The sequence below is a fragment of the Pseudomonas sp. MOIL14HWK12:I2 genome (genome assembly GCF_000510745.1).
In the GTDB taxonomy this organism is placed as follows: Bacteria; Pseudomonadota; Gammaproteobacteria; order Pseudomonadales; family Pseudomonadaceae; genus Chryseomonas; species Chryseomonas oryzihabitans.
Genome location: NZ_KI783314.1, coordinates 233,544 through 254,196, shown reverse-complemented (window position 1 = coordinate 254,196; position 20,653 = coordinate 233,544). Strand labels below are relative to the sequence as shown.

19 protein-coding genes and 1 tRNA gene are annotated in these 20,653 nt (G+C 66.2%); 15 read left to right on the top strand and 5 right to left on the bottom strand.

All coding sequences use genetic code 11. The features are described 5' to 3' along the window. Window positions 1-28: 28 nt before the first annotated feature. The 5 genes from PSK12I2_RS0122305 to PSK12I2_RS0122285 all read left to right on the top strand — a co-directional run bounded on the left by PSK12I2_RS0122305 (window position 29) and on the right by PSK12I2_RS0122285 (window position 5,494). A complete protein-coding gene (locus PSK12I2_RS0122305; RefSeq protein ID WP_027600153.1) occupies window positions 29-1,030 on the top strand; it encodes a sulfate ABC transporter substrate-binding protein in 1,002 nt (333 codons plus the stop codon). 106 nt (window positions 1,031-1,136) lie between these two features. After that, window positions 1,137-1,949, top strand: coding sequence for a sulfate ABC transporter permease subunit CysT (cysT, locus tag PSK12I2_RS0122300; RefSeq protein ID WP_027600152.1), 813 nt, complete (start codon window positions 1,137-1,139; stop codon window positions 1,947-1,949). A gap of 10 nt (window positions 1,950-1,959) precedes the next feature. After that, the gene (gene cysW / locus PSK12I2_RS0122295; RefSeq protein WP_027600151.1) at window positions 1,960-2,826 is read left to right on the top strand and encodes a sulfate ABC transporter permease subunit CysW; all 867 of its coding nucleotides are present in this window, start codon (window positions 1,960-1,962) and stop codon (window positions 2,824-2,826) included. Window positions 2,827-2,832: 6 nt separating this feature from the next. After that, complete coding sequence (locus tag PSK12I2_RS0122290; RefSeq protein ID WP_027600150.1) at window positions 2,833-3,801, top strand: sulfate/molybdate ABC transporter ATP-binding protein; 969 nt, start codon at window positions 2,833-2,835, stop codon at window positions 3,799-3,801. A 142-nt stretch (window positions 3,802-3,943) separates the two neighbouring features. Further along, window positions 3,944-5,494, top strand: a complete 1,551-nt coding sequence (locus PSK12I2_RS0122285; protein ID WP_027600149.1) for a methyl-accepting chemotaxis protein — start codon at window positions 3,944-3,946, stop codon at window positions 5,492-5,494. On the opposite strand, the gene PSK12I2_RS0122280 is transcribed toward PSK12I2_RS0122285, so the two are convergent. From PSK12I2_RS0122280 to gabD, 3 genes are all read right to left on the bottom strand, one after another. Next, window positions 5,491-6,687 carry an HDOD domain-containing protein gene (locus PSK12I2_RS0122280; RefSeq protein ID WP_027600148.1) on the bottom strand — a complete coding sequence of 399 codons (1,197 nt, stop codon included), beginning with the start codon at window positions 6,685-6,687 and terminating at the stop codon, window positions 5,491-5,493. The genes PSK12I2_RS0122285 and PSK12I2_RS0122280 overlap by 4 nt on opposite strands. A 113-nt stretch (window positions 6,688-6,800) precedes the next feature. Then, the gene (gabT, locus tag PSK12I2_RS0122275) at window positions 6,801-8,081 is read right to left on the bottom strand and encodes a 4-aminobutyrate--2-oxoglutarate transaminase (protein WP_027600147.1); all 1,281 of its coding nucleotides are present in this window, start codon (window positions 8,079-8,081) and stop codon (window positions 6,801-6,803) included. Window positions 8,082-8,309: 228 nt separating this feature from the next. Continuing rightward, window positions 8,310-9,758, bottom strand: a complete 1,449-nt coding sequence (gabD, locus tag PSK12I2_RS0122270; protein ID WP_027600146.1) for an NADP-dependent succinate-semialdehyde dehydrogenase — start codon at window positions 9,756-9,758, stop codon at window positions 8,310-8,312. Window positions 9,759-10,100: 342 nt separating this feature from the next. Between gabD and PSK12I2_RS0122265 the strand changes: the two genes are divergently transcribed. From PSK12I2_RS0122265 to sugE, 4 genes are all read left to right on the top strand, one after another. Then, a tRNA-Arg gene (locus tag PSK12I2_RS0122265) sits at window positions 10,101-10,177 on the top strand. Between the two features lie 253 nt (window positions 10,178-10,430). Next, entirely contained in the window at window positions 10,431-10,661 is a 231-nt protein-coding gene (locus PSK12I2_RS0122260) for a hypothetical protein (protein ID WP_037008038.1), read from the top strand. A 103-nt stretch (window positions 10,662-10,764) separates the two neighbouring features. Next, a complete protein-coding gene (locus PSK12I2_RS0122255) occupies window positions 10,765-11,151 on the top strand; it encodes a hypothetical protein (RefSeq protein WP_027600144.1) in 387 nt (128 codons plus the stop codon). A gap of 177 nt (window positions 11,152-11,328) precedes the next feature. Continuing rightward, entirely contained in the window at window positions 11,329-11,646 is a 318-nt protein-coding gene (gene sugE / locus PSK12I2_RS0122250; protein ID WP_007160753.1) for a quaternary ammonium compound efflux SMR transporter SugE, read from the top strand. Window positions 11,647-11,815: 169 nt separating this feature from the next. Here the strand turns inward: sugE and PSK12I2_RS0122245 are convergent, their stop codons facing one another. Then, window positions 11,816-12,286: a hypothetical protein gene (locus PSK12I2_RS0122245; RefSeq protein WP_037008036.1), complete on the bottom strand. Its 471-nt coding sequence runs from the start codon at window positions 12,284-12,286 to the stop codon at window positions 11,816-11,818. 27 nt (window positions 12,287-12,313) lie between these two features. On the opposite strand from PSK12I2_RS0122245, the gene PSK12I2_RS0122240 reads away from it, so the two are divergent. Further along, window positions 12,314-13,474: a PQQ-dependent sugar dehydrogenase gene (locus PSK12I2_RS0122240; RefSeq protein ID WP_256204022.1), complete on the top strand. Its 1,161-nt coding sequence runs from the start codon at window positions 12,314-12,316 to the stop codon at window positions 13,472-13,474. A gap of 33 nt (window positions 13,475-13,507) precedes the next feature. Here the strand turns inward: PSK12I2_RS0122240 and PSK12I2_RS0122235 are convergent, their stop codons facing one another. Beyond that, window positions 13,508-14,845: a DUF4214 domain-containing protein gene (locus PSK12I2_RS0122235; RefSeq protein WP_051398786.1), complete on the bottom strand. Its 1,338-nt coding sequence runs from the start codon at window positions 14,843-14,845 to the stop codon at window positions 13,508-13,510. A 276-nt stretch (window positions 14,846-15,121) separates the two neighbouring features. Between PSK12I2_RS0122235 and PSK12I2_RS0122225 the strand changes: the two genes are divergently transcribed. The 5 genes from PSK12I2_RS0122225 (at window position 15,122) to PSK12I2_RS0122205 (ending at window position 20,649) form a co-directional block, all read left to right on the top strand. Next, a complete protein-coding gene (locus PSK12I2_RS0122225; protein ID WP_027600140.1) occupies window positions 15,122-16,195 on the top strand; it encodes a saccharopine dehydrogenase family protein in 1,074 nt (357 codons plus the stop codon). 67 nt (window positions 16,196-16,262) lie between these two features. After that, on the top strand, window positions 16,263-17,204 hold the full coding sequence (locus tag PSK12I2_RS0122220; protein WP_027600139.1) for a Gfo/Idh/MocA family protein: 942 nt from the start codon (window positions 16,263-16,265) through the stop codon (window positions 17,202-17,204). Window positions 17,205-17,313: 109 nt separating this feature from the next. Then, a complete protein-coding gene (locus PSK12I2_RS0122215) occupies window positions 17,314-18,954 on the top strand; it encodes a methyl-accepting chemotaxis protein (RefSeq protein ID WP_027600138.1) in 1,641 nt (546 codons plus the stop codon). Window positions 18,955-19,119: 165 nt separating this feature from the next. Then, window positions 19,120-19,374, top strand: a complete 255-nt coding sequence (locus PSK12I2_RS0122210) for a hypothetical protein (protein ID WP_027600137.1) — start codon at window positions 19,120-19,122, stop codon at window positions 19,372-19,374. A 381-nt stretch (window positions 19,375-19,755) separates the two neighbouring features. After that, window positions 19,756-20,649: an SDR family oxidoreductase gene (locus tag PSK12I2_RS0122205; RefSeq protein WP_027600136.1), complete on the top strand. Its 894-nt coding sequence runs from the start codon at window positions 19,756-19,758 to the stop codon at window positions 20,647-20,649. The last annotated feature ends 4 nt before the right edge of the window (window positions 20,650-20,653 follow it).

Genomic DNA, 20,653 nt, shown 5'->3' with positions numbered 1-20,653 from the left:
CGGCATTCTCACGTCAAGGAGCCTTTTCATGTCGATTCGCCGTTTCGCCCTGGCCGCGCTGGCCGGTGCCCTGTTCGCCACTCAGGTCCACGCCGTTGAATTGCTCAACGTGTCCTACGATCCGACCCGCGAGCTCTACCAGCAGTACAACGCCGCCTTCGCTAAGCACTGGAAGGCCGAGACCGGCGAAGACGTGACCATCAAAAATTCCCATGGCGGCTCCGGCAAGCAGGCGCGCTCGGTGATCGATGGCCTGCAGGCGGATGTGGTGACCCTGGCGCTATCCGGCGATATCGATGCCCTCAACCTGCGCCAGCAGCTGGTCGACCCCAACTGGCAGAAGCGTCTGGCGGACAACAGCACCCCCTACACCTCGACCATCGTTTTCCTGGTGCGCAAGGGTAATTCCAAGGGCATCAAGGACTGGGACGACTTGGTGAAGAAGGGCGTCCAGGTCATCACCCCCAATCCCAAGACCTCCGGCGGCGCCCGCTGGAACTTCCTCGCCGCCTGGGCCTATGCCAAGGCCAAGTACGGCAGCGATGCCGAGGCGCTCAAGTTCGTCACCGAGCTCTATCGCCACGCCCCGGTGCTGGATACCGGCGCACGCGGCGCCACCATCAGCTTCGTGCAGCGTCAGCTGGGCGACGTGCTGATCGCCTGGGAGAACGAAGCCTATCTGTCGCTCAAGGAAGAAGGCGGCGACCAGTTGGAGATCGTCACCCCGTCGCTGTCGATCCTGGCCGAGCCCCCGGTGGCGGTGGTGGACAAGGTGGTCGACAAGAAGGGCACCCGCAAGCAGGCCGAGGCCTATTTGCAGTATCTCTACAGCCCCGAGGGCCAGCGCATCGCCGCGCAGAACTTCTATCGTCCCCGCGACGCCAAGGTGGCGGCGGAATTCAAGGATCAGTTCAAGCCGGTCAAGCTGGTGACCATCGACCAGGAATTCGGCGGCTGGAAAGAGGCGCAGCCCAAGTACTTCGCCGACGGCGGGGTGTTCGACAAGATCTTCGCCGACATCAACAAATAGCGCCCCGGCCGGGACGGCTCACGCTGACCGGCCCGGAACAGGTATCGTTCCACCCCTCTGCGCCCTGGCGAATGCATCGCCGGGGCGCCTTGCAGAAGGACGTCTCATGTCTCGCCGTCTCTCCCCGGTCATACCCGGCTTCGGGTTGACCCTGGGATTCTCCCTGACCTACCTCGCGCTGATCGTGCTGATCCCGCTGGGCGCCATGTTCCTCCACGCCAGTCAGCTGACCCTCGGGCAGTTCTGGTCGCTGATCACCGGGCGCCAGGTGCTGGCCGCCTTGCAGCTGTCCTTTGGCACGGCCCTGCTCGCCGCCTTCGTCAATGGCATCCTCGGCACCCTGCTGGCCTGGGTGCTGGTGCGCTACGAATTCCCCGGGCGCAAGCTGATCGATGCCATGGTCGATCTGCCCTTCGCCCTGCCCACCGCGGTGGCCGGCATCGCCCTGACGGCCCTCTATGCGCCCAACGGCCTGATCGGTTCGCTGTTTCCCTTCAAGATCGCCTATACCCCGATCGGCATCACCCTGGCGCTGATCTTCGTCACCCTGCCCTTCGTGGTGCGCACCCTGCAGCCGGTGCTGGCGGACATCCCCAAGGAGATCGAGGAAGCCGCCACCTGCCTGGGCGCCCGCCCCTGGCAGGTGTTCCGCTACGTGCTGGTGCCGACCCTGCTGCCGGCCTGGCTGACCGGCTTCGCCCTGGCCTTCGCCCGCGGCGTGGGCGAGTACGGTTCGGTGGTGTTCATCGCCGGCAACATCCCGTTCAAGACCGAGATCCTGCCGCTGCTCATCGTCTCCAAGCTGGACCAGTACGACTACACCGGCGCCACCGGCATCGGCGTGTTCATGCTGCTGGTGTCCTTTGTCATGCTGCTGCTGATCAACATCCTGCAGCGCCGCATCCAGCCCAACATCTAAGGACGTCCGCATGAGCCTCATGACTTCCACCAAGGCCGATGCGCGCGCCAACAAGCAGCGCACCCCGGTGGCCATCGCGCTGATCGCCAGCGCCTGGCTGATCTTCCTGCTGGTCCTGGTGCTGCCGCTGTACATGGTGCTGAGCCAGGGCCTGGCCAACGGCATCGGGGCCTTCTGGGACGCCATCAGCGAACCGGATGCGATCTCGGCGCTCAAGCTGACGCTGTTCGCCACCGCCATCTCGGTACCTCTGAACCTGGCCTTCGGCCTGGCCGCGGCCTGGTGCGTCACCAAGTTCGAATTCACCGGCAAGAGTCTGCTGATCACCCTGATCGACCTGCCCTTCTCGGTCTCGCCGGTGATCGCCGGTCTCATCTATGTGCTGCTGTTCGGCGCCCAGGGGCTGCTGGGCCCCTATCTGCAGAGCGTCGATGTGCAGATCGTCTTTGCCGTCCCGGGCATCGTGCTGGCGACCATCTTCGTCACCTTTCCCTATGTGGCCCGCGAATTGATCCCGCTGATGCAGGAACAGGGCACCCAGGAGGAAGAGGCGGCGCGCCTGCTGGGCGCCAGTGGCTGGCAACTGTTCTGGCACGTGACCCTGCCCAACGTGAAATGGGCGCTGATCTATGGCGTGGTGCTCTGTACCGCCCGGGCCATGGGCGAGTTCGGCGCGGTGTCGGTGGTCTCCGGCCATATCCGCGGCCTGACCAACACCCTGCCGCTGCACATCGAGATTCTCTACAACGAATACAACATCGTCGCCGCCTTCAGCGTGGCGATCCTGCTGCTGATGATGGCCCTGGTGATCCTGCTGCTGCGGCAGTGGAGCGAGAGTCGCCTGAGCCGCCAACTGCAGCACCGTGACGAGGAATAAGGCGCCATGAGTATCGAGATCCAGGGCATCAACAAGAGGTTTGGCGCCTTCCAGGCGCTCAAGGACATCAACCTGCACATCGAGAGTGGCGAGCTGGTCGCCCTGCTCGGCCCCTCGGGCTGCGGCAAGACCACCCTACTGCGCATCATCGCCGGCCTGGAAGCGCCGGACACCGGCAACATCGGCTTCCATGGCGAAGACGTCTCCGGGCGTGACGTGCGCGATCGCAACGTCGGCTTCGTCTTCCAGCACTACGCGCTGTTCCGCCACATGACGGTGTTCGACAACGTGGCCTTCGGCCTGCGCATGAAGCCGCGCCGCGAGCGGCCGAGCGAGGCGCAGATCGCCAGCAAGGTGCACGAACTGCTGAACATGGTGCAGCTCGACTGGCTGGCCGATCGCTATCCCGAGCAACTCTCCGGCGGTCAGCGCCAGCGCATCGCCCTGGCCCGAGCCCTGGCGGTGGAGCCCAAGATCCTGCTGCTCGACGAACCCTTCGGTGCCCTGGATGCCAAGGTGCGCAAGGAGCTGCGGCGCTGGCTGGCACGGCTGCATGAGGAGATCCACCTGACCTCCGTGTTCGTCACCCACGACCAAGAAGAAGCCATGGAGGTGGCCGACCGCATCGTGGTGATGAACAAGGGCCAGATCGAACAGGTCGGCTCGCCCGGTGAGGTCTACGAGCAGCCGGCGAGCGACTTCGTCTATCACTTCCTCGGCGACTCCAACCGCTTGGCCTTGGGCGAGCAGGAAGTGCTGTTCCGTCCGCACGAGGTGGAGCTGGAGCGTGAGCCGCGACCGGGTTACCACGCCGCCGAAGTGCGCGACATCCGGCCGCTGGGCGCCACCACCCGGGTCACCCTGAGGGTGCCGGAGCAGAGCGAGGTGATCGAGGTGGAACTGGTCAAGGACCACCCGGTGCTGGCCGGGCTGCAACGGGGTGCGCCGCTGCATTTCCTGCCGCGTACGCCCTGACCCGCCGCAGGCGGCTAAGACGAAAGTCGTAGCCGCCGGGACCAGACAGCGGTTGCAACCTCCGGAAAGCCGGCTCCATGATCGACGAAGCTGACAGCCGTCACACTTCGTCCTCGATCGAGCAAAATTACAAGGAGGTCGCATGCCCAGGCGCTGGCCCGTCGTGTTGTCGCTTCACCTGGCCAGCCTCGTGGCGGCCTTGCTGCTCTGGCAGGGGCTGGCGCTATCCACCGTTGCTGGCATGGGGCTGGTCCTGATGGCCGCCCTCTGGCCCTGGTCGCTGCTGCGCAAGCCCGAGGCACCACCCGCTTCCACCCAGTCTTTCGATGAACTGACCGGCGATCTCTCGCGCAGCACGGCGCGCAACGCCGTGGCCATCGCCGGCGTGGCCTTTGCCGCCCAGCAGCTGGCGGCTCGGGTCCAGTCCCAGGCCAGCACGGCCGCGCAGATTTCCAGCAGCGCCTCAGCCCTCACCCAGACCGAGCACGACAGCGCCGCCAGCGCCCGCCAGGCCCTGGTGGTGGCGCAGCAAGTGCACCAGCGCAGCGAGGCCGGTCAGGACGCCCTGAGTACGGCGATCGCCGCTATCCGTGCCCTAAGCGAGCACGCCCGCCAGAGCCGCGAACTCATCGCCGGCCTGAGTGCCCGCACCGACAAGATCCAGCAGGTCACCGAGGTCATCCAGGGCATCGCCAGCCAGACCAACCTGCTGGCGCTCAATGCCGCCATCGAGGCTGCCCGGGCCGGCGAGCACGGGCGCGGTTTCGCCGTGGTCGCCGACGAGGTCCGGGGCCTGGCGGCGCGGACCTCCAGCGCGACCGGCGAGGTGGGGCTGATCGTTGCCGACATCAGCCAGCAGACCGACGCCGTGGTGGCGCAGATCCAGCAACTGGCCCAGGCGCTGGAAGACGGCGTGCGCCAGGTCGAACGTACCGGCGAAGGCCTGCAGGAGATCGCCGAGCTGGCGCAGGCCGCCGAGCGCCAGGCCGCGGACATCGCCCAGGGCACCTCGGCCAATCTCGCCCAGCTGGAAAGCCTGGCCCAGGCGGTGGAGCAGGTGCACAGCGATCTGGCCGACAGCGAGCGCCAGACCAGCCGGCTCAGCAGCGCCGCCGACGAACTGGTGGACATGGCCGAAGCCAGCAGCGAACGTCTGGCCGAGGTCGGCCTGGACAGCTATCACCAGCGCATCTTCGAACTGGCGCGCCAGGGCGCGGATGCCATCGGCCGGCGCTTCGAGGAAGACCTGGCCGCCGGGCGCATCACCCAGGACGCCCTCTTCGACCGCCAGTACCAGCCGGTGCCCGGCAGTCAGCCGGCCAAGTACCGCACCCGTTTCGACAGCTATACCGATGGCGTGCTACCGGCGATCCAGGAGCCGCTGCTGGATCAGCATCCCGGCCTGGTCTTCGCCATCGCCTGTACCCCGGAAGGCTATGTGCCCACCCACAACCGCGCCTTCGCCCATGCGCCCACCGGCGACGTGGCGGTGGATACCGCGCGCAGTCGCAGCAAGCGCCTGTTCAGCGACCGCACCGGCAGGCGCTGCGGCAGCCATCAGCGCCGCCTGCTGTTGCAGACCTACATGAGAGACACCGGCGAGGTGATGCACGACCTTTCGGTGCCGATCCTGGTGAATGGCCGCCACTGGGGTGGACTGCGGCTGGGCTATCGCCCCGATACGGCGCGCTAGCCTAGCTTGAGCTGGGTGACGGCCAGCTGCCAGACCGCCGCCTCCAGCCCCAACATGCGCCCGGCCTTGTGCTCCAGCAGGGCTTCGAGGGACTCGCCCGGGGCGGGATTCGCCGCCTGCGCCGCCAGGTGCAGGATCAGCGACGGCTTGGGCAACACGCCGTGCAGGCTGTGCACCGCGGCCACCAGCTCGCGCAACTCTAGCGGCAGTCGCCAGTGCCGCTGCAGCTCTGCGGAGAACTCCAGGCTGTAGCTCAGCAGCGCGCGCTCCAGCGCGGTCTCGTCGAGGGACCCACCCCCGTCGCACCAGCGCTGCACGCCTTGCAGCACGGCCAGTTCACCCAGGCGGTGCAGCAGGCCGGCGGTATAGCAGCGTTCGGCATCTTCGCGCACATAGCGCAGCGCCAGCAGCCGCGCGCAATCGGCGGCGCGCTGGGCGAGGTGCAGATAGCCCTCGGCACGTCCGGCCAGTAGCGGCTCGGCCAGGCGGGTTGCCCGCCGCAGGCTCAGGCCCAGGACCAGATTGAGGGTGAAGCCGACGCCCAGCCGCGGCAGGGCCTGGCCGAGGGTCTGGCAGGACTGGCCGACGCGCTGGGAGGCGCTGTTGGCCGCGGCGATCAGGGTCGCCGTGACCAGCGGATCCTGGCCGAATTCGGTTTCCAGTTCGCCCAGGCTGCAGCTCTCGCTCTCGCGGCAGCGCTGGATGATGGCGGGCAGGTCGGCGAACAGCGGCACGGCGTCGATTTCGGCGGCCATGCGCTGCAGATGATCGTCCAGGGAGCCCAAGGCCGCGGCACTGGCTGTTTGAGAGGCGTCTCCCGCGGGCGGCAACAGACTGTGCAGGCGGCGCAACACCTCTTCCGCCGCATAGGGTTTGACCAGATAGGCCGTTGGTGCCAGACGCAGGGCGGCGCGCACATAGGCGGCATCGGAATGGTCGGACAGCAGGATCACCGGCTGCAGCGGCTGGGCGCCGCGCTGGCGAATGCGCCGCAACAGGTCGAGGCCGTCGCAATCGGCCGGTCGCTCGACGATGATCAAGGCGCATCTCTTGCGCTGATCCAGTTCGGCGAGGGCCTGATAGCCATGGCCGTATTCATGCACCAGGGCATCGGCACGCACGGCCAGCACCAGCGACTTGAGCAGGTCACGGGTCCAGGGATTGGCGTCTACGATGAGTATCAGGGGCGGCATCCCAACCCACTCCTGCTTGAGGAAAGCGAAGCGGCGGATGATGCGGCAAAGCGAGGTTTGTGCCAAGCGTGTCACAAAAAAACCGCCCTCCGGGAGGGCGGTTTAGGCAGGACTCAGGCCAATTCGGCAAAACACTCGCCGATAATGGCCAAGCCGCGATCCAGCTCTTCGTCGCTGGCGGTCAGGGGCACCAGGATGCGCAGCACGTTGCCGTAGCTGCCGCAGCTGAGCAGGATCAGGCCCTTCTGACGCGCCCGGACCACGATCTGACTGGTCAGCTCGGCATCGGGCTGCTCGATGTCGCCGCCCTTGCCCAGCTCCATGGCGATCATGGCGCCCAGGCCACGGACGTCGCAGATCTGCGCGTGCTGGGCGGCCAGTTCGCGCAGACCGGCGGTGAGGCGCTCGCCCACGGCCTTGGAGCGATCCAGCAGGTTCTCTTCCTTGAAGGTCTCGATCACCGCCAGGGCTGCGGCGCAGGCGATGGGGCTGCCGGCGTAGGTGCCACCCAGGCCGCCGGGGGTGACGGCATCCATCACCGTGGCGCGACCGGTCACGCCCGACAGCGGGAAGCCGCCGGCGATGGACTTGGCGAAGGTCACCAGGTCGGCGTCGACGCCCATCTGCTCCATGGCGAAGAAGGTGCCGGTCCGGCCGGCACCGGACTGGACTTCATCGGCGATCAGCAGGATGCCGTGGGTGTCGCACAGGGTGCGCAGGCGCTGCATGAATTCCTTGGGCGCGGCATAGAAGCCGCCCTCGCCCTGCACCGGCTCGAGGATGATGGCGGCGATGTCGCCGGGGGCGGCATCGTTCTTGAAGATGCGCTCGACGCTGGCGATGGCGTCATCGACGCTGATGCCATGCAGTTCGCAGGGGTAAAGCGCGCGATAGACGCCGCCGGGCATCAGGCCCATGCCGGCCGAGTAGGGCGCGACCTTGCCGGTCAGCGACAGGGTCATCATGGTGCGGCCGTGGTAGGCGCTGGAGAAGGCGATGACGCCAGCACGCTGGGTGGCGGCGCGGGCGATCTTGACGGCGTTCTCCACGGCTTCGGAGCCGGAGTTGAACAGCGCGGTCTTTTTTGGGAAGTTGCCCGGCACCAGTTCGTTGAGCTTTTCGCAAACCTCGACATAGGGCTCGTAGGCCAGCACCTGGAAGCAGGTGTGGGAGACCTTGGTCAGCTGCTCCTGCACGGCCGCCACCACGCGCGGATGCAGGTGGCCGGTGTTGAGCACGGCGATGCCGCCGGCGAAGTCCAGGAACTCGTTGCCCTCGACGTCCCAGACCTTGGCGTTCTCCGCGCGGGCGACGAAGATCGGGTGGGTCTGGCCGACGCCACGAGCGACGGCGGCGCTGCGGCGGTGCATCAGGGAATCATTGGTGTGGCTCATTGCAGTCCTCGATGGCCGCTCATCGTGGCGGCCGGCTACGGGAAAGGCGCGGACCGGATTCCGGGCAGCATACGATGATCGACTGCCAACGGCCCGGCGTCCGCGCCGGGGGAAAGCTTTGGGTCAGGCTGAGGGTCTGTCGGGCTTCGACGATGGCGCCGTCTCGTCCAACCTACGGGTGCTGGTAGGTTGGGTTGGGTTGAGCGCAGCGAAGCCCAACGAGGGCGATCAGACGCCCAGGCAGAGGTACTTGATCTCCAGGTATTCCTCGATGCCGTACTTGGAGCCTTCGCGGCCCAGGCCCGAGGCCTTGACGCCGCCGAAGGGGGCGACTTCGTTGGAGATCAGGCCGGTGTTGATGCCGACCATGCCGTACTCCAGCGCCTCGGCCACGCGGAACACGCGGGACAGGTCGCGGGCATAGAAGTAGGAGGCCAGGCCGAATTCGGTGTCGTTGGCCAGTTCGATGACCTCGGCCTCGTCCTTGAAGCGGAACAGCGGCGCCAGCGGCCCGAAGGTCTCTTCCTTGGACACCTTGGCGCTCTTGGGCACGTCGGCGAGGATGGTCGGTTCGAAATAGCTGCCACCGTTGGCGTGGGCCTTGCCCCCGGCGATGACCTTGGCGCCCTGGCTCACGGCGTCGTCGATGTGTTCCTTGACCTTGGCCGCGGCCTTGGCGTCGATCAGCGGGCCGATGGTCACGCCCTCTTCCAGGCCGTTGCCGACCTTGAGCTTGGCCACGGCGGCCTTGAACTTCTCGGCGAAGGCGTCGTAGACGCCGTCCTGGATGTAGAGGCGGTTGACGCAGACGCAGGTCTGGCCGGCGTTGCGGTACTTGGAGGCGATGGCGCCTTCCACGGCCTTGTCCAGGTCGGCGTCGTCGAAGACGATGAAGGGCGCGTTGCCGCCCAGCTCCAGCGATAGCTTCTTGATGGTGGGCGCGCTCTGCTCCATCAGCTTGGCACCGATCTCGGTGGAGCCGGTAAAGGAGATCTTGCGCACGATGGGGCTCTCGGTCAGCTCGGCGCCGATCTCGGCGGCGGAGCCGGTGACCACGCTCAGCACGCCCTTGGGAATGCCGGCGCGCTCGGCCAGCTCGACCAGGGCCAAGGCCGAATAGGGGGTCTGGCTGGCGGGCTTGATCACCATGGTGCAACCGGCGGCCAGGGCCGGACCGGCCTTGCGAGTGATCATCGCGGTGGGGAAGTTCCACGGCGTGATGGCGGCGGTGACGCCGATGGGCTGCTTGATCACCAGGATGCGCTTGTCGGCCTGGTGGCCGGGGATGGTGTCGCCATAGATGCGCTTGGCTTCTTCGGCGAACCACTCGATGAAGGAGGCGGCGTAGGCGATCTCACCCTTGGCCTCGGCCAGCGGCTTGCCCTGCTCCAGGGTCATCAGCCGGCCCAGGTCGTCCTGGTTCTCGATCATCAGCTCGTACCAGCGCCGCAGCTTGGCCGAACGCTCCTTGGCGGTCAGCGCCCGCCAGGCCGGCAGGGCGCGGTTGGCGGCGTCGATGGCGCGCTTGGTCTCGGCGCGACCAAGCTTGGGAATGGTGCCCAGGGTCTCGCCGGTGGCCGGGTTGTCCACTTTGACGGTGGCACCGCTGTCGGCGTCGATCCAGGCGCCGTCGACATAGGCTTGCTGGCGAAACAGGGAAGCGTCTTTGAGCTGCATTACGGTCTCCTTGGCTGAAAGGGCCGGAAGCAAGGGCATGACACCCCTGCGCCTGCGATAGGGTCAGGCCTGGAAACGCTGGCATCGCCACCGTTCAGTGCCCGCTCGAGCAACGTCCGAACCGCCCTGGGCGTTCGAAATATTGAACGCATCCTAGGAGAATATTGAACCCCCGCGCAAGAGCGCCGGAGCGGTTTTCGCGCGGACTTCCTCCTTGTTTATGCAGCCCTTGCCAAGCCCCGCGAAACAGTCGTTCAAAATCAACAACATCGTGCATCCGGGCATGGACGGTCGAGGGCAAGGTGAGTATGATGGCGACCGATTCAGCGTCACCGAATCGCTGCACTCGTAGCTCAGCTGGATAGAGTACTGCCCTCCGAAGGCAGGGGTCGTGGGTTCGAATCCCGCCGAGTGCGCCATCTCCCGTTCACCGTCGCGTGAACCTCAGCAAAGCCCGCCATCGCGCGGGCTTTGTTGTTTATGGCTGTCGCTCAAGCCGTTCCGAGACGCTCAAAACGTTCTGTAAAAGGCGATCGCCAGATCACCGGCGTGAATTATCTGACCATTATCCCTGGCGCTAACGCGATTCTGCTCTAAGCTCTGACCTCTAGACCCGCTCCAACAGGCCGGCCGGATGCCGATACCCTGGTGATCACCCTGCAAGGACGCCTCATGAGATACCTCCTGACCGGCTCGGTCACCCTCTTTCTCGCCGCTCCGCTCCTGACCGAAGACACCGCCCTGGCCCAGGCCGGCCATGCCCTGCGTCCGGGGATAGAGGCAGCGGCGCACGCCCTCAACCTGTCGCTGCTGCAGAGCAGCGCGGTTGGCAGAGGGCCGGTGGCCGACGGCGCGCGGCTGCAGCTGGCGGCGCTGGAACGGCAGGCGCGGCTGGACGACTAGGGCTTCAAGGCGTTTGCCAAGGCCCGGCGCAGAGCCATTCTTGAACGAAGCGCCCGTCCCGGGCTCTCAAGGTCTCCACCACGGCCACTCCGAGGAGACCTGGATGAAATCCCTGATTCCCCTGTTGCTGCTGCCGCTCGCCCTGGGCGCCTGTACCAAGGAACAACGACCGCGCGACGATCTTGGCTTGCCCAGCTGCCATCTGCAGCAGCAGCGTGAATTGCCGGGTGAGCTGGGCGGCGCCATCACCGATCCGCGGCAGGCGCATGTATCCATGCGCGCCAATGTGCTGCTGGCGGATGTGAGCACGGCGCGCAAGGCGCAGCGGATCAGTCAGGAACAGGCGACCGCCTTCAGCGAGCGCATTGCCGCGGTGCGCAGCCAGACCGATGCCCTGGTCGGGCAGCAAGGCTTTCTCAGCGCGGCCGAACGCGCCAGCTTCGACCGGGAATTCGACGGGATCGCCATGCAGATCTGCCAGCCGCGCTAGCGGGTGATGGGTAGCGACTGCCAGGCCGGGTCGAACGGCGCGGCCATGAACGGCTAGGATAGTAGAGCCGATCAGGCGGTAGAGCAGCCTGCCGCCCTTCTCTCTTGGCCCCCGGGGACGACCCCGGCGATCGGTGGGCAGCGTTCCGGGACGGCCCGGTTTTACAGGAGGCCGTCGTTGGCTTGGTTCTATCTGGTGTGCGCGGGACTGCTCGAGGTGGTCTGGGCGTTCTATATGAAGCAGTCCGCGGGCTTCACCCGTCTCACGCCCACGCTGATCACCGGGGTCGCCATGGTGGCCAGCGTGGCGCTGCTGTCGATCTCAATGCGCAGCCTGCCGCTGGGCACCGCCTATACGATCTGGACCGGTATTGGCGCGGTCGGCGCCTTCATGGTGGGCATTCTGGTGCTGGGCGAGGCGGCGAGTCCGCTGCGCATCCTGGCCGCCGCGCTGATCGTCAGCGGACTGGTGCTGATGAAGCTGACCTCCTCCTAGGTTCTGTACGAAAACTGCCTGCGCTCGGTGATGCTTTGTTGAAAACCGCCTGGCTGGCCAGCCCCGTCGGAATGCTCATTTACCGCTCGTAAACTCCGCTTCCTCAGCGCTTTTCGCCTCGCCTGACCTTCGCTCGGCGACTTTTCGTACAGAACCTAAGCGCCCTCCCCTAGCGCGGGATCACCGAGCGCGCCAGCCAGATGAACAGCAGCCCGCCGAGCAGTCCACCCACGGCCATCGCCAGCAGCCCCTCCAGGGTGCGCGTCGCATAGATGAGCACCGGCATGGGCGCGAAGGCGTCGATCAGGCGGATGGCGGCGATCAGGCTGAGGCTGCTGGCCAGCGGCAGCAGGCAGGCGCGATAGGCACCGCCGTGACGACCGAGCCAGAGGGCCGCGGCAAAGGCTGGTAACCAAGCGGCGAGCACGATCGCGGCATAGACGGGTCCGAAGCCCAGCAGATCCTCCAGCGAGGTCCGCCAGCGCGTGGGCAGGTCGATCGGCTGGCCGAGCCCCTGGAGGGCCGCCAGGTTGTACTGGGTCTGCACCAGGCTGCCCCAGGCGGTGGCCAGCAGCAGGGCCGCGGCGAACGCCAGCAGGGTGCGCGGTTGCAACAGGGCGCGCCAGAGCGGTTGAGGCATGTCGGAAGATCCCTTGGAGAGAGGCAGATGCTAGCGAAAGCGGGTACCCGGAGTAGACCTCAAGCGTTACCTAAAGCTTCCGGCCGCTGGGCCTGGCTGGCCTGGCTGGCCCTGCTGGCGGTTCCGCTGGCCTTGGCGGCGCCGGCCTATCGGATCGAGACGGTGGCGACCGGACTGGACCGGCCCTGGTCGCTGGCCTTCCTGCCCGATGGCCGTGCGCTCCTGACCGAGGGCGCCGGGCGCTTGCGGCTGCTGGTCCCGGACGGCGCAGGTCGCCTCGGGCTACAGGCGCAAGCCATCACCGGACTGCCGGACCTCTACACCGAAGGCCAGGCCGGACTGTTCGAGGTGCTGCCGGATCCGGACTTCGCGCGTAACCAGCTGATCTATCTCTCCTATGCGACAGGTACGCGCCAGGCCAATCACTTGAGGGTGGTACGCGCGCGACTGGAGGGCGAACGCCTGCAGGACGTCCAGCCGTTGTTCACCAGTCAACCGGCCAAGGCCTTCGGCCAGCACTTCGGGGCGCGGATGGCCTTGCTCGGCGACGGCACCCTGGCCATCGCCCTGGGTGATGGCAACGTGGAACGTACCGACGCCCAGCGACTGGATACCCATCTGGGCAAGATCGTGCGCATCACCCGCGACGGCCAGGTGCCGGCGGATAATCCCTTCATCAAGCGACCCGGCGCCCTGCCGGAGATCTACAGCCTGGGCCATCGCAATCCCCAGGGCCTGGTCTGGGTGGCCGAGCGCCAGGCGCTGTACGAGCACGAGCACGGCTCCAAGGGCGGCGACGAACTCAATCTGATCCGCAGCGGTGCCAACTATGGCTGGCCGCTGACCACCGGCGGCGTGGACTACACCGGCGCGCGCATCTCGCCCTTCCGCGAATTGCCGGGCATCACTCCACCACTGCTGGAGTGGACCCCCTCCATCGCCCCGGCCGGCATGACCTGGTACGACGGCCAGGGCTTTCCCGCCTGGCGCGGCAGCTTGTTCGTGGCGGCGCTGCGGGAAAAATCGGTGCGGCGGATACCGCTGGTGGACGGTCAGCTCGGTCAGCAGGAGCTCCTGTTCCAGGAGCTGGACCAGCGTCTGCGCGACGTGCGCAGCGGACCGGACGGCAATCTCTGGCTGCTCACCGATGGTGAGGACGGGCAGCTGTTGCGGGTGGTGCCGGGGTAGGAGGGGCCACTGCGAGAGACCCCAATGGCCTGATCAGGCCGCGACGAAGGTGTTGCTGGTACCCAGCAGGGTCAGTTCGTCGCTGGGGTTGTTGTAGGCGTCGTAGACGAAGGCTTCGGGCAGGTAGACGCTGTATTGATGTCCTTCTACCAAATCACTCGCCAGGCGAATGTCCAGCTGGCTGGTCAGGTGTCTCACCGTGGTGACCAACTCGAAGCCGATCTTCGCGCCGGTGGTGACATCGAGCACAAAGGCTTTCTCCAGTACCGCCGGGTCCACGTTCACCGGTATCGGATAGGCTTCCGAGTAAAGATCCCGGGTGCCGCGATAAATGGAGCTGTCGAAAAACAGGTTGATGTGATTTTCAGCACCAGGGCTGTAGTAGGAATGCTGATCGATACCTGTCAGTAGCGGTGGAGTGAAGTCGGCAGGTAGCACCTCGAGGTCACGCGGCAGGGTCGTCACCAGGACGTTTCCGGCCGTATCGGTGGTCTCAACCTGGATCGAGCCCTGCGCATAGAAGCCCGGCTCCAGCTTAGGTGCAGGCCAGCGCCCCTCCCCCTGCTGCCAGGTCTGGCCGCCATCGCTGGAACTGCGCCATTGCTCTACGTCGTTGTCGATATAGAAGTGGAATCGCAACAGATTCTCGGTGGTAGGGCCATGAGTGCTGAGCAGATAGAGCGCGGCCCCCTGATTGTCGACCTGCCAGGGTGTTTCATTAGTAAGGGTCCGCGTGGTGCCCCCGTCTTCCCGATAGCTGACCTGCAGCTGATCCGCCTGGTAGTAGCCCGCGACCAGTTGCAGGGTATGGCTGCCGGCGCTCGCGGCGGTCCAGCTCTGCCCGCCATCCAGGCTGTAACTCCAGGCCGTCACCTCATCCGGCAGGGTCACGTCCACCTGGCCGTTGCGGGTGATGCCATCGGTGGGAGACACCCCGGTGTCCTCGTGCAGGGCGACGCCCGGCGTGAGCGGCTCCCATTGCGTGAGGCGCGTCTGGAACAGCTGCTGATCGGCGCTCTGGCCATCCGGGCGGCCGAGGTAGTCGATCATCTCGACGATGACCGCGGCGCGGGCATCCTGGTGGGTGCTGCCAAGCGTCTCCAGCCGGCCCAGCCAGAAGGCCTTGCCACCGGCATCGGCGCTGCGGCCAAGCAGATCGCCATAGCAGCCGTCGATGAAGGCGCTGGCGCTCTCGTCGGCGGGTTGCGCCTGCAGGCGCTCGGCACCATTGAGGAACAGGCGGACCAGTTGGGCGTTGCTCAAGCCCTCGTCCAGCTTGGCGACCCAGAAGCGAAAGCCTTCCGCATCCGGGGCACGGCCCAGCACGCCCCAGTAACAGGCGTTTACCCATGCTGCATTGTCCACGACCATGGTCTCTCCTCCTTGAAGCGGCCACCCGCTGTGGCCGATTCCCTGGCTTATAGAAGGCGGCGGTACGCGGCGCCGACCTGTATCCAGATTCCTGTGGCGTGCTCGACAGCCTTTCGCCTAGGGCGATAAGCAAAAAGCCAGATGAAACGAGTACCTCCATCGAATCGTCGAAACCCCCGACGATTCGTCAAATAAGAGACGACAGTTCGACGCTCTGACGCTCACATCTGACAGCGCCACTTTTTAAGCTGGAGCCTCAACCACGGAGGATCCGCCATGAAAGTCACCCTGCTCGGCGCCGGCCATATCGGCTACACCATTTCGCAATTGCTGCACGCCAGTGGCGACTATCAGGTGACGGTGGCGGATCGCGACGAGCGCGCCCTGGCGGCCATTGCGGCCCTGGGCGTCAAGACCCGGACCCTGGATACCGCCGACGCCAGCGCCCTGGCCGCGGCCCTGGACGACCAGGACGTGGTGCTCAATGCCCTGCCCTATCACCTGGCGATTCCCGTGGCCCAGGCGGCCAAGGCCACCAATACCCACTATTTCGACCTGACCGAAGACGTCAAGGCGACCAAGACCATCCGCCAGCTGGCCGAAGGCGCGAGCAATGCCTTCATGCCCCAGTGCGGTCTGGCGCCGGGCTTCATCGGCATCGCCGCCCACTCCCTGGCCAAGCGCTTCGACAGCGTGCGCGAAGTGAAGATGCGCGTCGGTGCCCTGCCGGAATTTCCCACCAACGCCCTCAAGTACAACCTGACCTGGAGTGTCGACGGCCTGGTCAACGAGTACTGCCACCCCTGCGAAGCCGTGCGCAACGGCGAGCTGCAACTGGTGCAGCCGCTGGAAGGCCTGGAGCACTTCTCCCTGGATGGCGTGGAATACGAGGCCTTCAACACCTCGGGCGGCCTGGGCACCCTCTGCGAGACCCTGCAGGGCCAGGTGGAAACCCTGGACTACAAGACCGTGCGCTATCCCGGTCACCGCGACCTGATGAAATTCCTGCTGGAAGACCTGCGCCTGGCCAGTGACCAGGAGCAGCTCAAGACCATCCTGCGCGGCGCCGTGCCCACCACCATGCAGGACGTGGTGCTGGTGTTCGTCACCGTCAGCGGGATGCGCGGCGGCAAGCTGGTGCAGGAGGTGTTCAGCCGCAAGATCTTTGCCGCCGAGCGCGACGGTCGCCTGACCAGCGCCATCCAGATCACCACCGCCGCCGGCATCTGCACCGCCCTGGATCTGTTCCGCGAAGGCAAGCTGCCGCAGCGCGGCTTCATCGCCCAGGAGCAGGTGGACATGGAGGCCTTCCTGGCCAACCGTTTCGGCAAGGCCTACCAGCCGGTCTGATCGGCGAAGCTTAGCAGCAGACCAGGGGTCCCATAACGGAACAGTTGCCGTTAGAGGACCCCTCGTCATGCTCAGCGTCGCCATCGTCGGTTGCGAACAGATCCACGCCCAGGACTACCTGGACACCAGCCTGGCCGATCCGTGGGTGCGGGTGGTGGCGGTGGCCAGCGAACGGGATCCCGCCCGCGCCCGGCGCCTCGCCGCGCCCCACAGTCTGCCCGTATTCGACGACTTCACCCGGCTGCCCGAAGTGGACCTGGCCTTCGTCACCACCGCGATCGAGGATCACGAGGCGGCGGTGAGCGCCCTGCTCCCGCGCGCTCGTCATCTCTTCGTGGAAAAGCCGCTGGCCGTCTCGGCCGCCCGAGCCACCGCCCTGGCCGAACAGCTTGCCGGACGGTCCTGCTTCAGTGGCTTCTATCTGCGCACCGATCCGGCCCTGCAGCTGTTGCGCCAGCGGGCTCGGGACGGCGCCATCGGTGATCTAAGTCACCTGTCGCTCACCGCCGGCCACCCGGGGCTGCTGGAGGGCTGGCTCAGCGACTGGCCGGCGCACCTGGACGAGCGCCGCATGGGTTACGGCGCCTTTGGCGATCTGGCGGTGCACCTGCTGGATTTCAGCGCCTGGCTAAGCGGTGAGGCCCTGACCGTCACGCACAGTCGGCTGGACCGCGATCCGCGCTGGCCACTGGATCATGGCGGCGAGGCCCTGCTCCAGGCCGGTGCTCTGCCGATTCATCTGCGTGCCAGCGCCACCCTGCGCGGTCCGCGCCTGGCCATTCGACTGGACGGCAGCGAGGGAACTCTGGAGCTCTCCGCGGGGCGGCTGGTGCTGCACGACGCCAAGGGCCATCGCCAGGTGCTGGTCGAAGGGGTGGACCCCGGCGTACCCCAGGGCGCCCAGGCGGTGTTCGATCAGTTGCTCGGCCAGCCGCGGCCGGAACTGGCCACCTTGGATGCCGCGCTGGCGGCCAATTGTCTGCTGGATGCGCTCTATGGACGGGATTGAGGTAGCGGATGGCCTGCTCTAGAGGTGCTAAAGGTCATCTGACAAGTGCCGATAGCAAGGGTATCCGGTGCAGTCTGGCTGGTATCCCCTCGCTGAAAGGAACTCCCCAATGGTCTGGTTCAACAATCTGGCGCTGGCGAAGAAACTCGCGATCGCCTTTGGTCTCTGTACGCTCATCACCCTGGGCATAGGTGCGGTTGGCCTAAGCGGGCTCAGGAGCCTGAATGGCCTGCTGGATTCGGTGCTGAACAACAATCTGCTGTCCATCACCCGGCTCAACGATGCCAAGAGCAACGTGATCGGCCACAACCGCGATATCTTCCGGTTGATGTCCATGGTCTATGCCAACGCGCCCCAGACCGAGCAGGATCGTGTTATCGCCTCCCTGCGATCCAACCAGGCCGATGCCGAGAAGCCTTTCGCCGACTACCGCGCCACCCCTTTGCAAGCCGATGAAAAGGCCGCGGGTGATGCCTTCGAGGATGAGTGGAAGGCCTATATCTCCAGCATCAACACCGTCCTGGCGCGCCTGGCCGCCAAGGACGTGGCCGGCGCCAACCAGCTGCTGAACGAGCAGGTGCAGCCCGGCTACCGTAAGACCATGGCCGCCTTCAAGATCATGGTGGAGTCCAACAAGCGCCAGGGTAACGAAGCCGGCGCCGCGGCGATCGCCACCTACGGCAACGCCTTCTGGATGCTGGCCGGCGGCCTGCTGCTGGCGGTGCTCTGCGCCCTGGCGCTGGGCATCATCATCACCCGAATGATCGTCACGCCGATCCGCCAGGCGGTGACCAGCGCCGAGCGCGTCGCCCAGGGCGACCTGACCCAGGCGATCCAGAGTTCGCGCCGTGACGAGGCCGGGCAACTGCTGCAAGCGCTGGGTGGCATGCAGCGCAGCCTGAAAGACACCGTGCAACAGATGGCCGGTGCCTCCAGCCAGCTCGCCGCGGCCGCTGAGGAACTGCACGCCGTGACCGAGGAGACTTCCCGAGGTCAGGTCCGCCAGCACGATGAACTGCAGCAGGCTGCCACCGCCGTCAACCAGATGACCGCGGCTGTGGAAGAGGTGGCGCGCAATGCGGCCTCCACCTCCACCGCCTCCCAGGACACCAGCCGCGAAGCCCAGCAGGGTCGCGAGCAGGTGCAGCAGGCGGCCCAGGCCATGGCGGTGATGACCGGCGAGATCACCGATTCCACCCAGAAGGTACAGACCCTGGAAGGCCAGGTGCGCGAGATCGGCAAGTTGCTGGAGGTGATCCGCGGGATCGCCGAGCAGACCAACCTGCTGGCGCTCAATGCCGCCATCGAGGCCGCTCGGGCCGGCGAACAGGGCCGCGGCTTCGCCGTGGTGGCGGATGAGGTCCGCGCCCTGGCCCATCGCACCCAGGGTTCCACCGGTGAGATCGAACGCATGATGAGCGCCGTACGCAGCAGCGCCGAAGAAGCGGTGAGCGCCATGCACAAGAGCCAGTCCCTGGCCGACAGCACCCAGGCGCGCGCCAACCAGGCGGGTGAAGCCCTAGACCGCATCGCCGCCGGGGTCGCCCAGATCGAGGAACGCAACCTGGTGATCGCCAGCGCTGCCGAGGAGCAGGCCCAGGTCGCCCGCGAAGTGGACCGTAATCTGGTCAATATCCAGGACCTCTCCACCCAGACCGCCACCGGTGCCCAGCAGACGGCCGCCTCCAGCCAGGAGCTGTCGCGACTGGCCACCTCGTTCCAGGGCCTGGTGGCGCAATTCCGTTATTGATCGGCCGTTCAGGAAACTTCCGACCAGCGGTCAGCCTGCCCTCGCCCCTGCGAGGGGCAGGCTTTCGGCATGGCCATGGACCGGCTGACCCGGCGCGCCCATGTTCGCAATTGAACATTGCGCGCCCGCGCGGCTCTGAGCTGAAACACCTGAATGGATGCTCCCATGCGCTTTACCTACGATGCCCGTCGCAGCTATCGCCTGATCGGCCTGGACGATGGCCGTCTGGCAGGCCAGTTGCTGTGCGGGCAGCTGTACATCATGGTCGCCGGGGATGGCAGGCAGCCAGAGTCCTATGCCCAGCTGGAAGACGACCAGCTGCGCACCGCCGAAGGCAGGCTGATCGGCTGTCGCGAGGCGGATATCCTCACCCTGCAACGGACCGGTGTCGCCCTGCGGCTGGAGCCGCTCGACGCCTGAGCGAGACCCCTAGCGCGGCCCCCTTTCTTCCGGGCCACCACCGGGCCCGCCGTGGCCACCATGACCACCCCCACCAGGCGGTGGCATGAACAGCCAGCAACCGGACAGGGACAACAGGGCCGCCAGCACGGCCACCTTGACGCCTTTCATCACCACCTTTACCTCCACTCCAGAAGGGCCCTTCCCTTCTCGTCGTCATTGGACGCCCGGGCGGGCCGGAAAAGGCGTAGTCGTGGGTAAAAACGGGGTAAGAAAGCTGTCCAGCTCGATACAACCCCTATGAATCGGCGGGAACCTCTCCTGCGCGTTGCGGCTCCATTTCCTTGAACGTCATCGAAAAGATGCCAAACGGGCGCCTTTTGGCCCCCTTCAGGAGATGTCATGTCCAGCGACAACCAATACGCCATGCAGAACCCCCTCACCCAGTATCCCCAGCCGGAATTTCCCAAGCAGCCCCAGGAGGCTCCGGGTCTGGCCCAGGTCATGGAGCCGCGCCCCGATCATGGCGAGACCAGTTACAAGGGTTTCGGTCGACTGGCCGGGCGCAAGGCACTGATCACCGGTGCGGATTCGGGGATCGGTCGGGCTACGGCCATCGCCTATGCCCGGGAGGGTGCCGATCTGGTGCTGAACTACCTGCCAGAGGAAGAGGCCGACGCCCAGGAAGTGGTCAAGCTGGTGGAAGCCGAGGGTCGCAAGGCCGTCTGCGTTCCCGGTGACCTGAAGGACGAAGCCTTCTGCACCCAACTGGTCAGCAAGGCCAAAGAGGCCCTGGGCGGTCTGGACATCCTGGTCAACGTGGCCGGCAAGCAGACCGCGGTGCAGGACATCGCCGAGCTGACCACCGAGCAGTTCGACGCCACCTTCAAGACCAACGTCTATGCGCTGTTCTGGCTGTGCAAGGCCGCCCTGCCGCATCTGCCGGCCGGCGCAGCCATCATCAACACCACCTCGATCCAGGCCACCCAGCCTTCCGAATTCCTGCTCGACTACGCCTCGACCAAGGCGGCCATCACCAACTTCACCAAGGCCCTCGCCAAGCAGGTCGCCAGCAAGGGCATCCGCGTCAACGCCGTGGCCCCCGGTCCCTTCTGGACCCCGCTGCAGCCCAGCGGCGGCCAGCCCCAGGAAAAGATCCCCACCTTTGGTGGCGAGACGGTGTTCAAGCGTCCCGGCCAACCGGCGGAACTGGCACCCATCTATGTGCTGCTGGCTTCCCAGGAATCGAGCTATGTGACCGGTGAGGTCTATGGCGCCACCGGAGGCATGGGCTGACGGC